The sequence below is a fragment of the Pantoea sp. X-Soil-MYKO-1785 genome, assembly GCF_059730675.1.
On record NZ_AP036000.1, the window covers coordinates 1,194,227 to 1,210,373 of the forward strand.

The 16,147-nt window shown below is 57.6% G+C and carries 15 protein-coding genes; 14 read left to right on the forward strand and 1 reads right to left on the reverse strand.

Features of this window, described 5'->3' with window-relative positions; translation table 11 throughout:
- The first annotated feature begins 6 nt into the window (after window positions 1–6).
- The 9 genes from phrB (at window position 7) to nei (ending at window position 7,915) form a co-directional block, all read left to right on the forward strand.
- The gene (gene phrB / locus AC6I8D_RS05550; RefSeq protein ID WP_497819763.1) at window positions 7–1,431 is read left to right on the forward strand and encodes a deoxyribodipyrimidine photo-lyase; all 1,425 of its coding nucleotides are present in this window, start codon (window positions 7–9) and stop codon (window positions 1,429–1,431) included.
- An 18-nt stretch (window positions 1,432–1,449) separates the two neighbouring features.
- The gene (locus tag AC6I8D_RS05555; protein WP_312758058.1) at window positions 1,450–2,193 is read left to right on the forward strand and encodes a type 2 GTP cyclohydrolase I; all 744 of its coding nucleotides are present in this window, start codon (window positions 1,450–1,452) and stop codon (window positions 2,191–2,193) included.
- 158 nt (window positions 2,194–2,351) lie between these two features.
- Window positions 2,352–3,008, forward strand: a complete 657-nt coding sequence (gene pxpB / locus AC6I8D_RS05560) for a 5-oxoprolinase subunit PxpB (protein WP_312758056.1) — start codon at window positions 2,352–2,354, stop codon at window positions 3,006–3,008.
- A complete protein-coding gene (gene pxpC / locus AC6I8D_RS05565) occupies window positions 3,002–3,934 on the forward strand; it encodes a 5-oxoprolinase subunit PxpC (protein WP_497819764.1) in 933 nt (310 codons plus the stop codon). Before pxpB ends, pxpC begins: the two co-directional genes overlap by 7 nt.
- The gene (gene pxpA, locus AC6I8D_RS05570; RefSeq protein WP_312758052.1) at window positions 3,924–4,661 is read left to right on the forward strand and encodes a 5-oxoprolinase subunit PxpA; all 738 of its coding nucleotides are present in this window, start codon (window positions 3,924–3,926) and stop codon (window positions 4,659–4,661) included. Before pxpC ends, pxpA begins: the two co-directional genes overlap by 11 nt.
- A 55-nt stretch (window positions 4,662–4,716) precedes the next feature.
- The gene (locus AC6I8D_RS05575) at window positions 4,717–5,445 is read left to right on the forward strand and encodes a DUF969 domain-containing protein (protein WP_312758050.1); all 729 of its coding nucleotides are present in this window, start codon (window positions 4,717–4,719) and stop codon (window positions 5,443–5,445) included.
- Window positions 5,445–6,461: a DUF979 domain-containing protein gene (locus tag AC6I8D_RS05580; RefSeq protein ID WP_312053726.1), complete on the forward strand. Its 1,017-nt coding sequence runs from the start codon at window positions 5,445–5,447 to the stop codon at window positions 6,459–6,461. Before AC6I8D_RS05575 ends, AC6I8D_RS05580 begins: the two co-directional genes overlap by 1 nt.
- Window positions 6,462–6,467: 6 nt before the next feature.
- Entirely contained in the window at window positions 6,468–7,115 is a 648-nt protein-coding gene (pcp, locus tag AC6I8D_RS05585; RefSeq protein WP_312053728.1) for a pyroglutamyl-peptidase I, read from the forward strand.
- An 11-nt stretch (window positions 7,116–7,126) separates the two neighbouring features.
- Window positions 7,127–7,915, forward strand: a complete 789-nt coding sequence (nei, locus tag AC6I8D_RS05590) for an endonuclease VIII (protein ID WP_312053729.1) — start codon at window positions 7,127–7,129, stop codon at window positions 7,913–7,915.
- 66 nt (window positions 7,916–7,981) lie between these two features.
- On the opposite strand, the gene AC6I8D_RS05595 is transcribed toward nei, so the two are convergent.
- Complete coding sequence (locus tag AC6I8D_RS05595; RefSeq protein WP_233984890.1) at window positions 7,982–9,265, reverse strand: citrate synthase; 1,284 nt, start codon at window positions 9,263–9,265, stop codon at window positions 7,982–7,984.
- A gap of 631 nt (window positions 9,266–9,896) precedes the next feature.
- Here AC6I8D_RS05595 and sdhC point away from each other — a divergent pair.
- The 5 genes from sdhC to sucA all read left to right on the forward strand — a co-directional run bounded on the left by sdhC (window position 9,897) and on the right by sucA (window position 16,138).
- Window positions 9,897–10,286 carry a succinate dehydrogenase cytochrome b556 subunit gene (gene sdhC / locus AC6I8D_RS05600; RefSeq protein WP_312053731.1) on the forward strand — a complete coding sequence of 130 codons (390 nt, stop codon included), beginning with the start codon at window positions 9,897–9,899 and terminating at the stop codon, window positions 10,284–10,286.
- Complete coding sequence (gene sdhD, locus AC6I8D_RS05605; protein ID WP_031374822.1) at window positions 10,280–10,627, forward strand: succinate dehydrogenase membrane anchor subunit; 348 nt, start codon at window positions 10,280–10,282, stop codon at window positions 10,625–10,627. The genes sdhC and sdhD overlap by 7 nt, the downstream gene beginning before the upstream one ends.
- Window positions 10,628–12,394, forward strand: coding sequence for a succinate dehydrogenase flavoprotein subunit (sdhA, locus tag AC6I8D_RS05610; RefSeq protein WP_312758044.1), 1,767 nt, complete (start codon window positions 10,628–10,630; stop codon window positions 12,392–12,394).
- Between the two features lie 14 nt (window positions 12,395–12,408).
- Window positions 12,409–13,125, forward strand: a complete 717-nt coding sequence (locus AC6I8D_RS05615) for a succinate dehydrogenase iron-sulfur subunit (RefSeq protein WP_312057627.1) — start codon at window positions 12,409–12,411, stop codon at window positions 13,123–13,125.
- 205 nt (window positions 13,126–13,330) lie between these two features.
- Complete coding sequence (sucA, locus tag AC6I8D_RS05620; RefSeq protein ID WP_312057626.1) at window positions 13,331–16,138, forward strand: 2-oxoglutarate dehydrogenase E1 component; 2,808 nt, start codon at window positions 13,331–13,333, stop codon at window positions 16,136–16,138.
- Window positions 16,139–16,147: the final 9 nt, after the last annotated feature.

Here is a 16,147-nt window from a genome sequence, read left to right on the forward strand (position 1 = left end):
AGTGTTATGACCACCCATCTGGTCTGGCTGCGAAACGACTTGCGCCTCAACGACAATCTGGCGCTGCATGCTGCCTGCCGCGACAGTGAAGCAAAGGTGATTGCGCTCTATATCGCTACGCCGAAACAGTGGCAGCAGCACGACATGGCGCCGCGCCAGGCGGCATTCATTCATGCCAGCCTGCAACTGCTGGCGGCGTCGCTGGCCGAGCGGGGCATTGCGCTGCATTATCAGGCGTGCGATACCTTCGGTGATGCGGTCGATTACCTGGTCAGCTTCTGCCAGCAGCAGCAGGTCGACCAGCTTTTCTACAACTATCAGTATGAAGTCAACGAACGTCAGCGCGATGCTGACGCCGAGAAGCGTCTCGATCAGGCGGGCGTGATCTGTCAGGGTTTTGATGACAGCCTGCTGCTGCCACCTGGCAGCGTACAGAGCGGTGACCGCTCAATGTATAAAGTTTTTACCCCGTTTAGCAAAGCGTTTGTCCGCCGCCTGCAGCAAAGCCTGCCGGAGTGTGTGCCCGCGCCGAAAGCGCGTCCCGGCGCGCCGCTGGAAAACCCGGCGATTCCACCGTTTGATTATCCGACCGACAGCGTTGACCAGACGCTGTTTCCGCCCGGCGAAGCCGCAGCCCTGAAACGCCTGCGGCAGTTCGCAACCCAGCCGGTGCTGGACTATCCGGCCGAGCGCGATCTGCCGGCGCGGGATGGCACCAGCCGGTTATCGGTTTATCTGGCGACCGGCGTGCTTTCGCCACGCCAGTGCTTACACCGCGTGCTGCATGAGCATCCTGATGCGCTGGATAACAGCCGGGCGTTTAGCTGGCTGAATGAGCTGATCTGGCGCGAGTTCTATCGTCATCTGCTGGTCGCGTATCCGGCGCTGTGCAAACACCAACCCTTTATTGGCTGGACGCGAAACGTAGAATGGCAGACTGAAGCCGCCCATTTCGACGCCTGGAAAACCGGGAAAACCGGCTATCCGATTGTGGATGCAGCGATGCGGCAGCTCAACGCGCTTGGCTGGATGCATAACCGGCTACGAATGATTACCGCCAGTTTTCTGGTTAAGGACCTGCTGATTGACTGGCGCGACGGTGAACGCTACTTCATGCAGCAGCTGATAGATGGGGATCTGGCGGCGAACAATGGCGGCTGGCAGTGGGCAGCCTCGACCGGCACCGATGCCGCACCCTATTTTCGCATCTTCAACCCGACCACGCAGGGTGAACGCTTTGATCCACAGGGCGCATTTATCCGCCACTATCTGCCGGAGCTGGCAGAGGTGCCGGACAGCGATATTCATCAGCCGCTGCTGTGGGCCGCGAAAAATCACAAGAAACTCGATTATCCGCCACCGATCGTGGAACATAAGAGCGCACGTAAAAAGACATTAGACGCCTTTGAGCGCGCTAAAAGTGCGGCCTGAGGCGATCAAGGAGCCACGATGAATCATTACCAACTCGAGACGCTGATCAATCAGCAGCTGGAGAGCCACAACTTCAGTGATTACGCCCCAAACGGCTTGCAGGTCGAAGGACGCAGCGAAGTCAAAACGGTGATCACCGGCGTCACCGCCTGTCAGGCACTGCTGGATGAAGCCGTAGCGCGTCAGGCCGATGCGATAGTGGTGCACCATGGTTATTTCTGGAAAAACGAACCGGCCGCGATCAAAGGCATGAAGCGTCGTCGCCTGCGTACGCTGCTGGCCAATGACGTTAACCTCTATGGCTGGCATCTGCCGCTCGACGCCCATCCGCAGTTAGGCAACAACGCGCAGCTGGCGAAGCTGCTGGATATTGAGGTGCGCGGCGAAGTGATGCCGCTGGTGTTCTGGGGTGAACTGGCCGAGCCGCTCACCGGCCAGCAGCTGGCCGATCGCATTGCCGATAAGCTGGGACGTGAGCCACTGCACTGTGGCGACAACGCGCCGGCACTGATTCGCCGCATCGCCTGGTGCAGCGGCGGCGGCCAGGGCTTTATCGATCAGGCGGCTGCCTTTGGCGTAGATGCTTACCTGACCGGTGAAGTGTCGGAGCAGACCATTCACAGCGCGCGTGAACAGGGGCTGCACTTCTTCGCTGCCGGACACCATGCGACCGAGCGCGGTGGCGTCAAAGCGCTGGGCGACTGGCTGGCGCAACACCACGGTCTGGATGTGACCTTCATCGATATTCCTAATCCTGCCTGATCCCACTTCCGGTCCTGCGCCAGCCGCAGGACCTAAATCTGTTGACACATCTCCGTCACTTTCGCATAACTGTTTGCTTTAAGTAGATAAGCACACGGCTGAACCGTGCGCCGGAAACGGTCTGGCACGCGAGATTTCAGCTCAACGGGAGGTCGCTGTTGCAACGAGCACGTTGTTATTTACTGGGTGAACGCGCAGTGGTGCTGGAACTTGAACCACCCATCTCACTGGCCAGCCAGCAACGAATCTGGGGTCTGAACCAGCGCCTGCAGGCGGTCGATAGCGTGCAGGAGGTGATCCCCGGCATGAACAACATCACCCTGATATTGCGTGATCCACAGCAGAGCGCGCTGGACGCCATTGAGCGGCTGCAGCGCTGGTGGGAAGAGAGTGAAGTGCAGATACCGGAATCGCGTCAGGTGGCGATCCCGGTTATTTATGGCGGCGAGAGCGGCCCCGATCTGGCGGTGGTGGCCGAACATGCCGGACTCTCCATTTGTCAGGTGGTGGAGTTGCACAGCAGTACCGAATACGTGGTCTATTTCATCGGTTTTCAGCCCGGCTTTCCCTATCTGGGAGGGCTGGATCCGCGTCTGCATATCCCACGTCGGGCAGAGCCGCGCGTCACCGTACCCGCCGGATCGGTTGGTATCGGCGGCAGCCAGACCGGTGTCTATCCGCTGGCGTCACCGGGCGGCTGGCAGCTCATCGGTCAGACGCCGGTTGCGTTGTTTGATCCGCTGCAGCAACCGCCGACGCTGCTGCGACCCGGCGATACGGTGCGCTTCGTGCCACAGAAGGAGGGCGTATGTTGAGGATCCTGCGGGCCGGACTGGCGGCCACCATTCAGGATGCGGGCCGTCACGGCTGGCGACAGTACGGTATCAGCCTCGGTGGGGTACTGGATCAGCCCGCGATGACCACCGCCAACTTACTGGTAGGGAATGCGCCAGACAGCGCGGTGCTGGAGGTGGTGCTCGGCCAGTTTAAAGCGGAGTTTGCCCGTGATGGTTGGTTTGCGCTGACCGGCGCTGGCTGTAACGCGGAGCTGGATGGTCAGCCGGTGTGGACCGGCTGGCGCACGCAGGTCAAAAAAGGGCAGGTGCTGTCGCTGGCGATGCCGGTTCATGGCATGCGGAGCTATCTGGCAGTGCAGGGCGGATTCGATCTGCCAGCGATGCTCGGTTCTGTCAGCACCGATCTGAAAGCCGGATTTGGCGGGTTCCACGGGCGCAGGCTGCAGGATGGCGATTGCCTGCCGCTGGGTAAACCGACCCGCCAGTTTGCGCGCAAAGCAGGCGTCCGGCAGCTGCTGTGGGGCAACCGCATTCGCGCGCTGCCGGGCCCGGAATACCATGAATTCAGCCGCGAGGCGCAGCAGGCGTTCTGGCGTACCGCGTGGAAACTCAGTCCGCAAAGTAACCGGATGGGATACCGACTGGAGGGGCGTCAGCTCAACCGGGAAACCCCGCGTGAACTGCTGTCACACGGACTGGTTCCGGGCGTGGTGCAGGTGCCACCTAACGGTCAGCCGATTGTGCTGATGGCCGATGCTCAGACCACCGGTGGCTATCCGCGTATCGCCTGCATTATTGAGGCTGACCTCTATCACCTGGCGCAAATCCGGCTGGGTGAACCGATTCACTTTATTCATTGCACTTTGCCGGAGGCGATGCAGGCGCGTCAGCATCAGCAGCGTGCGCTGGACCAGATGGTGTGGGGACTCGCTAATGAAAATTGATTTAAACGCCGATCTCGGTGAAGGCTGCGACAGCGACCGTGCGCTGCTGCAACTGGTTAGCTCGGCCAACATCGCCTGTGGCTTTCATGCCGGCGATGCCCAGACCATGCTGCAATCAATCCGCTGGGCGAAAGACGCCGGGGTAGCGATTGGCGCACACCCGGCTTTTCCTGACCGCGAAAACTTTGGCCGCAGCGCGATGCAGCTGCCGCCGGAAACGGTCTATGCCCAGATGATCTACCAGATCGGTGCGCTAAAGAGCCTGGCAGAAAGCGAAGGCGCGCGGCTGGTTCATGTTAAGCCGCACGGCATGCTGTACAACCAGGCGGCGGCGGATGCGGTGCTGGCCGACACCATTGCCCGCGCGATTAAAGCGGTGGACAGCCAGCTGATAGTGGTCGGTCTGGCGGGCAGTGAATCGATTCGGGCGGCGGCTCACTATGGCCTGCGCACCCGTGAAGAGGTGTTTGCCGATCGCGGTTACCTCAGCAGCGGGGCGCTGGTGCCGCGCAGCCAGCCCGGTGCGCTGATTGAGGATGAACAGCAGGCGATCGACCAGACGCTGAACATGGTGCAGCAGGGCAAGGTAAAAAGTATCAGCGGGGAATGGGTCGCGGTTAAGGCACAAACCGTCTGCTTACATGGCGACGGGGCGCACGCCCTGCAGTTTGCCCGGCGGCTGCGTGATGCCTTTGCCGCCCAGCAAATCAGCGTCACCAGTGCCTGAATAATAATGCTTAGCCCGGCTGTGCCCGGGCTTTTTCATACTTTAAGGGGAAAAGATGGATAGCGTGGTAAATCTCTGGCCGCTGCTTGGCATTGCAGCCATCATTATCGGCTTCGTATTACGGTTTAATCCGGTGCTGGTGGTTATTGTCGCCGGTTTCGTCACCGGCTTAGCGGCCATGATGCCGTTAGCCGACATTCTGGAAAAGCTCGGTTCGGGCTTTCTCAACACCCGTAACCTGCCGCTGATTCTGTTGCTGCCGCTGGCGGTGATCGGCCTGCTGGAGCGTCACGGTCTGAAGGAGCGAGCGCAGGCGTGGATCGCCCAGATTAAAACCGCTACCGCTGGCCGACTGCTTATCGTCTATCTGCTGGTGCGCGAACTGACAGCAGCGCTCGGCCTGACCAGCCTCGGTGGCCATCCGCAGATGGTGCGCCCGCTGTTGGCTCCGATGGCGGAAGGGGCGACGGAAAACCGTTATGGTGAAGTTTCGCCAGAGGTGCGCCATCGTCTGCGCGCGATGTCGGCGGCGACTGATAACGTCGGCCTGTTCTTTGGCGAGGATATTTTCGTCGCCTTTGGCGCGATTATCTTTATGCACAACTTTATGCAGGAGTCGGCCGGGATTCAGACCGAACCACTGCACATTGCTCTGTGGGGTATCCCGACCGCGGTAGCGGCCTTCCTGATCCACTCGGCCCGCCTGGTACGGCTCGATCGGCGGTTAGCCCGTGAGTTACAGGTGCTGAACGGCCAGGCACTGAAAGCCAAAGGAGGGCAGTGATGTTTCAGCAACAATATCTGATGTGGCTGGCAGGGCTGATCCTGCTGGTAGTGGCGGTGCTCTCCTGGGGCGATCGCGCCAACCCGCGCCGTTTAACCACCGGCCTGTTCTGGGCGCTGTATGGCCTGATTTTCCTGGTTGGCGACTGGACCACACAACTGATGACGCAGTGGATGGGATCGGCAGCCGCCGGCAGCCGGATGCTGAACATTAGCGTCGGGGTTGCGGTGGTGGTGATGGCGCTGATTGCCGGTTTAGGCGGGGTTAAGCTTGGCCGTTATCATCAGCGTAGCGATGAGGAGAAGCAGGCCAGTGCGCTGCGCCTGCGCAATAAACTGTTCCTGCCTGCCCTGGCGATCCCGGTGGTGACGGTCGCGGGCGTGCTGGCCTTTAACCATATCCCGGGCTTACAGGATACGGTGTTTGGTCCTGGTAACCACGCGACGCTGGTGACGCTGTTTTCGATGATGATCGGCTGCCTGATCGGCTGGCTGGTGGCGCTGAAACTGACGCATGAGAAACCGGTGCAGTCGATGCAGGAGACCCGACGGCTGCTGGATGCTATTGGCTGGGCATTTATCCTGCCGCAAATCCTCGCCACTTTGGGGCTGCTGTTTACCAGCGCTGGCGTCGGCAGTGCGATCTCCCATCTGACCGAAACGTACCTGGCGGTCGACAGTCGCTTTATCGCGGTGGCGGTTTATGCCGGTGGCATGGCGCTGCTGACCATGGTGATGGGCAACGCCTTTGCTGCGTTTCCGATTATCACGGCGGGCGTCGGCATTCCGATTCTGGTGCTGCAGCACGGCGGCAATCCGGCGGTGATGGCAGCCATCGGGATGTTCTCCGGCTACTGCGGAACGCTAATGACGCCGATGGCGGCTAACTTCAACATCGTCCCGGCGGCGCTGCTGGAGCTGCCGGATCGTAACGCGGTGATCAAAGCTCAGGTCCCGACCGGTGTGCTACTGTTAATCGTTAACATTTTCCTGCTCTATTTCCTGATGTTCCTGTGAGGCTGAATGAAAACTGTCCTGATGACCGCCTTTGAACCGTTTGGCGGTGAAAGCATTAACCCGTCATGGGAAGCGGTCAGTGCGCTGGAAGGCAAAGAGATTGCTGGCGCGCGAATCGTTATCCGTCAGTTGCCGGTGGTGTTTGCCGGGGTGCTGGATGTGCTTTACCAGGCGCTGGATGAGGTGAAACCGGATGCGATTCTGTCGGTAGGACAAGCGGGCGGACGCAGCGACATTACCGTTGAACGCATCGGCATCAACGTGGATGATGCGCGTATTGCCGACAACGCCGGCCATCAGCCGGTTGATGAACCGATTGTGGCTGACGGTCCGGCGGCCTATTTCTCGCGTTTGCCGATCAAGGCGATTGTGGCCGCGCTGCGTCAGGCGGGGATTCCCGCCTCGGTGTCACAGACCGCCGGGACCTTTACCTGTAACCGGGTGATGTATGGTCTGCTGCACTGGCTGGCCCAGCAGCAGACGCCGGTGCGCGGTGGCTTTATCCACATCCCTTATCTGCCGGAGCAGGCGGCGTTGCACCCTGGTGCGCCTAGCATGTCGGTCGCCAGTGTGATTCAGGCGCTGGAAATTGCGGTCCGGGTGACGCTCGAGACCGCTGAAGATCTGAAAATAGCCGGCGGCGCCACACACTAAGAGGATGCACGATGCCTGAAGGACCAGAGATTCGCCGGGTGGCGGATCAGCTTGAGACCGCGATTGTCGGCCAGCCGTTAACCGAGGCGTGGTTTGCCTTTCCGGCGCTGAAAACTTACGAACCGGCGCTGATTGGCGAACAGGTGCAGGCGATTGAGACCCGCGGCAAGGCGTTGCTGACACATTTCAGCAATGGCCTGACGCTCTACAGCCACAATCAGCTGTATGGCGTCTGGCGCATCGTCACGCCCGAAACGGCATTACAGACCACCCGACAGTTACGGGTGCGGCTGGCGACCGCCGATCGGGCGATTCTGCTGTATAGCGCGTCGGATATTGAGTTGCTAAATGCCGATACGCTGGCGGCACACCCGTTTCTTAACCGCATCGGCCCGGATGTGCTGAGCAGCGCGCTGACGGTGGATGAGGTCAGACAGCGGCTGCTATCACCGCGCTTCCGGCGGCGTCAGTTCAGCGGACTGTTGCTCGATCAGGCTTTTCTGGCCGGTCTGGGCAACTACCTGCGGGCTGAGATCCTCTGGCTGGCGCAGCTGTTGCCGCATCACCGGGCGCAGGATCTGACCGAGGATCAGCTGACCGCATTCAGCGATGCGCTACTGTCGGTGCCGCGTCATGCTTATCGGATGCGCGGCACGATGAAGAAATATCATCATGAAGCGGCATTTCAGTTCGAGGTGTTTCACCGTCAGGGGAAAAAATGCCGGCGTTGTGGCACGGTGATTGAGAAGGGCACCTTATCGTCGCGCCCTTTTTACTGGTGTCCGGGCTGTCAGCATTGAGTGCCTGACGGCAGCCATAAAAAAAGCGGGGCCAGATGGCCCCGCTTTTTCGTTGAAAAATAACGCTTATTTATCCAGCTGCGAGTTGAATTCGCGCTCGGTATAACCGGTATAGAGCTGACGTGGACGGGCGATTTTCATCCCTTCGTCGTGCATCTCTTTCCAGTGCGCGATCCAGCCAACGGTACGCGCCATCGCGAAGATTACGGTGAACATTGAGGAAGGAATTCCCATCGCTTTCAGAATAATACCGGAGTAGAAATCGACGTTTGGATAGAGTTTGCGCTCGATGAAGTAAGGGTCGTTCAGCGCAATGTGTTCCAGTTCCATGGCCACTTCCAGCAGATCGTCCTTCATACCCAGCTCATTCAGCACTTCATGGCAGGTATCGCGCATCACGGTGGCGCGCGGGTCGTAGTTTTTGTAAACCCGGTGACCAAAGCCCATCAGACGGAAGGAGTCATTTTTGTCTTTCGCACGTTTCACAAACTCAGGAATGTGCTCAACGGTGCTGATCTCTTCCAGCATGCGCAGTGTCGCTTCGTTGGCACCGCCGTGCGCCGGTCCCCACAGGGAGGCGATCCCGGCGGCGATACAGGCAAACGGGTTAGCGCCAGAAGAACCGGCAGTACGCACGGTTGACGTTGAGGCGTTCTGCTCATGGTCAGCATGCAGGATCAGGATACGGTCCATAGCGCGTTCCAGTACCGGGTTAACCTTGTACTCTTCGCACGGCGTCGCAAACATCATGTGCAGGAAGTTACCGGCATAAGAGAGGTCATTACGCGGGTAAACAAACGGCTGACCGATGGAGTATTTGTAGCACATCGCGGCCATGGTCGGCATTTTGGACAGCAGGCGGAACGCGGCGATTTCGCGGTGACGCTCAATATTAACGTCCAGCGAGTCGTGGTAAAACGCCGCCAGCGCGCCGGTCACGCCACACATCACCGCCATCGGGTGTGAATCACGACGGAAGCCGTGGAACAGACGGGTAATCTGCTCATGAATCATGGTGTGACGGGTAACGGTGGTACGGAATTCTTCAAACTGCTTCTGATTTGGCGCTTCGCCATTCAGCAGGATGTAGCACACTTCCAGATAGTTGGAGTGGGTCGCCAGCTGGGCGATCGGGAAGCCGCGGTGCAACAGGATACCTTCATCACCATCAATAAAGGTGATTTTTGACTCGCAGGATGCGGTAGACGTGAAACCCGGATCGAAGGTAAACAGTCCACTGGAGCCGAGGGCGCGGACATCAACCACATCCTGGCCTAGCGTGCCTTGCAGCACATCCAGTTCAACGGACGTTTCATCTTGTAGGGTTAGCGTCACTTTTTTATCTGTCATTTTCGTCTCCATAGCGCCTTAGGCAGGTAAAGATCTTTAGACACCTGAAACGCGTTCATGTTGCGGTTGGCAAAACTTCACAGCATCACTCTGCTGTCTTATGGCTGGTGCAGGGTACAGAGTGAGAGGCGCGTTCCCAGCAGGAACCGTAGAGCCATGACATGCTGCATATCGCGGTTGTTAAAGATCCGGTCAGGACATAACTTCTTGGTAACCAATAACCTGATGCTTTTTAATGCTTACGTTCGCAATGTTACATAACTTGCGCTTAGGGGAAAGTGTATCCCCATAACTTTTGTGCATCATAGGAATTTGTAGCGTTAGTTTGTAACTGAATTGTTGAACTATTGTCAAATCAGATAATTAAAATTGTATCAATTGTGAAAATCGTGAGTAGGATCACTGTTCCATCTAAAATTTACCAAAGAGTTTGTAGGGGAATTGTAATCAGAATGTGATCCTCCTATACTCCTGCCAGGTCTCCGGAACACCCTGACACCAGGAGCCACCCAGCGTTTCTACCGCGTCAATTAACACTGGATGTTGCTTTTTTGGTGACGGTTAAAGTCTGCCACGCGTTGTGATTAGACTCCGCCTCAGGTCCGGAGGAAGCAAAATAAAAAAGAGCTGTGTGGGCAAAACCGTGAAAAAACAAAGACCTGTCAACTTGGATCTCTCGACGATCCGGTTTCCCGTTACTGCAATATCGTCCATTCTTCACCGCGTCTCCGGCGTAATCACCCTGGTTGCTGTTGGCATCCTGCTGTGGCTACTCGGTCTCTCACTCTCCTCTCCGGAAGGTTTCCAGCACGCCGCTACCATCATGGATGGCTTCTTCGCGAAGTTTATCATGTGGGGCATTTTAACGGCGCTGGCCTACCACGCGGTGAGCGGGATTCGTCATATGTTGATGGATTTTGGTTATCTGGCTGAAACCCTGCAGGTGGGTAAGCGTTCAGCTTATATGACTTTTGTAATCACTGTCGTGCTGGCAATTCTGGCGGGAGTCCTCGTATGGTAAGCAATGCATCCGCGTTGGGTCGCAACGGTATCCAGGACTGGCTGCTGCTGCGGGCAACCGCAATTCTGATTACGCTCTACATCGTCTATATCCTCGGTTTTGTTGTGATGACTGACACGCTGACCTATGAGTTGTGGCGTGGCTTCTTCGCTTCCGCATTCACTAAAGTGTTCACCCTGCTGACGCTGTTCTCGATTCTGATCCACGGCTGGATTGGCATGTGGCAGGTGTTAACAGACTACGTCAAATCGCTGCCAACCCGTCTGGTGTTGCAGTTTGTGATTGTGGTGGCGCTGTTGTGGTATGCGATTTATGGATTTGTTGTGGTGTGGGGTGTGTAAATGAGTTTGCCAATCAGAGAGTTTGATGCCGTGGTGATCGGCGCAGGTGGCGCAGGAATGCGAGCCGCACTGCAAATCTCCCAGGCCGGCCAGAGCTGTGCCCTGTTATCAAAAGTTTTCCCGACCCGTTCCCACACCGTATCTGCGCAGGGCGGTATTACCGTCGCGCTGGGTAATACCCATGAAGATAACTGGGAATGGCACATGTACGACACCGTCAAAGGCTCCGACTATATCGGTGACCAGGACGCGATTGAATATATGTGTAAAACCGGCCCGGAAGCGATTCTGGAGCTGGAACACATGGGCCTGCCGTTCTCGCGTCTGGATGATGGTCGTGTCTACCAGCGTCCGTTCGGCGGCCAGTCGAAGAATTTCGGTGGCGAGCAGGCGGCACGTACCGCGGCGGCAGCGGACCGTACCGGTCACGCCCTGCTGCACACGCTGTATCAACAGAACCTGAAAAATAAGACCACCATCTTTTCTGAGTGGTACGCGCTGGATCTGGTGAAAAATGCTGACGGTGCGATTGTCGGCTGTACCGCGATTTGTATCGAAACCGGTGAGACCGTCTACTTCAAAGCCAAAGCCACCGTGCTGGCAACCGGCGGGGCAGGCCGTATCTACCAGTCCACCACCAATGCGCATATCAACACCGGCGACGGCGTAGGTATGGCGCTGCGCGCAGGCGTACCGGTGCAGGATATGGAGATGTGGCAGTTCCACCCAACCGGCATCGCTGGCGCGGGCGTGCTGGTGACCGAAGGCTGCCGTGGTGAAGGCGGTTATCTGCTGAATAAACATGGCGAGCGCTTCATGGAACGCTACGCGCCGAATGCGAAAGATCTGGCGGGCCGTGACGTGGTTGCGCGCTCGATGATGATCGAAATTCGCGAAGGTCGCGGCTGCGACGGTCCGTGGGGGCCGCACATTAAACTGAAACTCGATCACCTCGGTAAAGAGGTGCTTGAATCACGTCTGCCTGGCATTCTTGAGCTGTCACGCACCTTTGCCCATGCCGACCCGATTAAAGAACCGATTCCGGTGATTCCGACCTGTCACTACATGATGGGCGGTATCCCGACCAAAGTGACCGGTCAGGCGCTGCGGGTGAATGAGCAGGGTGAAGACGTGGTGATTCCTGGACTGTTTGCAGTGGGCGAAATCGCCTGCGTATCGGTGCACGGTGCCAACCGTCTGGGTGGCAACTCGCTGCTCGACCTGGTGGTGTTTGGCCGCGCTGCGGGTCTGCATCTGCTGGAAAGCATTCAGGAGCAGGGCGAGCTGCGCGATGCCTCTGAAGATGATATTGATGCGGCGATGGCGCGCTTCAACCGCTGGGAAAATAACACCACCGGCGAAGACCCGGTTGAGATTCGTAAAGCGCTGCAACGTTGCATGCAGAATAACTTCTCGGTATTCCGTGAAGGCGATGCAATGGCGCAGGGCCTGGAAGAGCTGAAAGTGATCCGTGAACGCCTGAAATCGGCGCGTCTGGATGACCGCTCGCCGGACTTCAACACGCAGCGTATTGAATGTCTGGAACTGGACAACCTGATGGAGACGGCGTTTGCCACGGCGGTGGCGGCTAACTATCGCACCGAGAGCCGCGGTGCACATAGTCGCTTCGACTTCCCGGATCGTGATGATGAGAACTGGCTGTGCCACAGTCTTTATGTCCCGGAAACCGAGAGCATGACGCGCCGTGAGGTGAACATGCAGCCGAAACTGCGCGCGGCCTTCCCGCCGAAAGTGCGTACCTACTAATTTCGGAGACGATCATGAGACTCGAGTTTTCAATTTATCGCTACAATCCAGAGGTCGATGACAAACCGCGGATGCAGGATTACAGCCTGGAATCGGAAGATGGTCGTGACATGATGCTGCTGGACGCGCTGATTCGTCTGAAAGAGAAAGATCCGACGCTGGCGTTTCGTCGCTCATGCCGTGAAGGCGTCTGTGGCTCCGACGGCCTCAACATGAACGGTAAAAACGGACTGGCCTGCATCACGCCGGTCTCTGCGCTGGGCAACGGTAAACAGAAAATTGTTATCCGTCCGCTGCCGGGTTTACCGGTGGTGCGTGACCTGGTAGTAGACATGAGCCAGTTTTATGCACAATATGAGAAAATTAAGCCTTTCCTGTTGAATAATGGGGAAAATCCGCCGGCACGTGAGCATCTGCAGTCGCCGGATGAGCGCGAACATCTGGATGGATTATACGAATGTATTCTCTGTGCCTGCTGCTCAACCTCATGCCCATCATTCTGGTGGAACCCGGAGAAGTTTATCGGGCCTGCCGGCCTGCTGGCCGCGTACCGCTTCCTGATCGACAGCCGCGACACCGAAACCGATGCGCGTCTCGACAATCTGAACGACGCTTTCAGTGTATTCCGCTGTCACAGCATCATGAACTGTGTGAGCGTATGCCCGAAAGGGCTAAACCCGACGCGCGCCATCGGCCATATTAAGTCGATGCTGCTGCAACGCGGGGCATAAGCACCACACCATCCGGGAACCTCAGGTTCCCGGTGGTTTACGGAAGCCTCTGTAAGCGCGGTCTGGTACCACGTTTACAAAGGTTCCCTTACGGGCCACGCGCGCGCTGCGCACAGTGCTCGTATCGCTGAACTCACTACGGCAAACCGCGAAAGCGGCAACAAATGAAACCTCAAAAAAGCATAGCAATGCTTAAGGGATCACAATGCAGAACAGCGCGATGAAGCCCTGGCTGGACTCCTCCTGGCTGGCCGGCGCGAACCAGTCTTACATAGAGCAACTCTATGAGGATTTCCTGACCGATCCTGACTCTGTCGATGCAGTGTGGCGCTCGATGTTCCAACAGTTACCGGGCACCGGAATGAAACCTGAGCAGTTTCACTCCACCACACGTGAGTACTTCCGTCGCCTGGCGAAAGATGCATCTCGTTACACCTCATCCGTCTCCGATCCAGAAACCAACTCGAAGCAAGTGAAAGTGCTGCAGCTGATTAACGCGTTTCGTTTCCGCGGCCATCAGCACGCTAATCTCGATCCGCTCGGCCTGTGGAAGCAGGATCGGGTTGCCGATCTGGACCCGGCTTTTCACGATCTGACCGACGCCGATTTTCAGGAAAGCTTTAACGTCGGCTCTTTTGCCATCGGCAAAGAGACCATGAAGCTGGCCGATCTGTTCGAGGCGCTGACCCAGACTTACTGTGGCTCAATTGGTGCAGAATATATGCACATCAACAACACCGACGAGAAACGCTGGATTCAGCAGCGTCTTGAGTCGGCAGTGGGCCATGCGTCATTCAGCCGCGAAGAGAAAAAAGGTTTCCTGAAAGAGCTGACCGCGGCAGAAGGGCTGGAAAAATATCTCGGAGCTAAATTCCCGGGCGCCAAACGTTTCTCCCTCGAAGGGGGCGATGCGCTGGTTCCGATGCTGCGCGAAATGATCCGTCATGCCGGTAAAAGCGGCACCCGCGAAGTCGTGCTTGGCATGGCGCACCGTGGCCGTCTCAACGTACTGATCAACGTGCTGGGTAAAAAGCCGCAGGATCTGTTCGACGAGTTCGCCGGTAAGCATAAAGAACACCTCGGCACCGGTGACGTGAAGTACCACATGGGCTTCTCGTCTGACGTCGAAACCGAAGGTGGCCTGGTACACCTGGCGCTGGCGTTTAACCCGTCGCATCTGGAGATCGTCAGCCCGGTGGTGATGGGATCGGTACGCGCCCGTCTTGACCGTCTGGAAGAGCCAAGCAGCAACAAAGTTTTACCGATCACCATTCATGGTGATGCCGCCGTAATCGGCCAGGGCGTGGTGCAGGAAACCCTGAACATGTCTCAGGCACGCGGTTACGAAGTGGGCGGTACCGTTCGCATCGTGATCAACAACCAGGTAGGTTTCACCACCTCCAACCCGAAAGATGCGCGTTCAACGCCGTACTGCACCGACATCGGCAAAATGGTGCTGGCCCCTATTTTCCACGTCAATGCAGATGACCCGGAAGCGGTGGCGTTTGTTACCCGTCTGGCGCTCGACTATCGCAACACCTTCAAACGTGATGTGTTTATCGATCTGGTCTGCTATCGCCGTCATGGTCACAACGAAGCCGATGAGCCGAGTGCGACCCAGCCGCTGATGTACCAGAAAATCAAAAAGCATCCGACGCCGCGTAAAATCTATGCTGACCGTCTGGAAAGTGAAGGGGTAGCGACCCAGGAAGATGCGACCGAAATGGTCAATCTCTACCGCGATGCGCTGGATGCCGGCGAATGCGTGGTGCCAGAGTGGCGTCCGATGAGCCTGCACTCCTTTACCTGGTCGCCTTACCTCAATCACGAGTGGGACGAGCCGTATCCGGCCCAGGTCGACATGAAACGTCTGAAGGAACTGGCGCTGCGTATCAGCCAGGTGCCGGAAGAAGTAGAAGTTCAGTCACGCGTCGCCAAGATCTACAACGATCGCCGACTGATGGCCGAAGGCGAGAAAGCCTTTGACTGGGGCGGTGCTGAAAACCTGGCGTACGCCACGCTGGTTGATGAAGGCATTCCGGTTCGCCTGTCGGGCGAAGATACCGGTCGTGGTACCTTCTTCCACCGTCATGCGGTGATCCATAACCAGGCGAACGGCTCGACCTATACTCCGCTGCATCACGTGCACAGCGGGCAGGGTCAGTTCAAAGTCTGGGATTCCGTGCTGTCAGAAGAAGCGGTACTGGCGTTTGAATATGGTTATGCCACCGCAGAGCCACGCATTCTGACCATCTGGGAAGCGCAGTTCGGTGACTTCGCCAACGGTGCTCAGGTGGTGATCGACCAGTTCATCAGCTCCGGCGAGCAGAAATGGGGCCGGATGTGTGGCCTGGTCATGCTGCTGCCGCACGGCTACGAAGGTCAGGGTCCTGAGCACTCCTCAGCGCGCCTAGAGCGCTATCTGCAACTCTGCGCTGAGCAGAACATGCAGGTCTGCGTGCCGTCTACGCCGGCGCAGGTTTATCACATGCTGCGTCGTCAGGCGCTGCGCGGAATGCGGCGTCCACTGATTGTGATGTCGCCGAAATCGCTGCTGCGTCATCCGCTGGCGATCTCCACGCTGGATGAGCTGGCTAACGGCAGCTTCAAACCGGCGATTGGCGAAGTCGACGATCTCGATCCGCAGGGCGTTAAACGCGTCGTGCTTTGCTCCGGTAAAGTCTATTACGACCTGCTGGAACAGCGCCGTAAAAACGAGCAGACCGATGTCGCTATCGTGCGTATCGAGCAGCTCTATCCGTTCCCGCATCAAGCGGTACAGGAAGCTTTAAAAGCGTATTCCCATGTGCAGGATTTTGTCTGGTGTCAGGAAGAACCCCTGAATCAGGGTGCCTGGTACTGCAGCCAGCATCATTTCCGTGAAGTTGTGCCATTTGGTGCCACCTTACGTTATGCAGGCCGCCCGGCATCCGCTTCACCAGCCGTGGGTTACATGTCCGTACACCAAAAACAGCAGCAAGACCTGGTTAATGACGCGCTGAACGTTGATTAATTAAAAGGA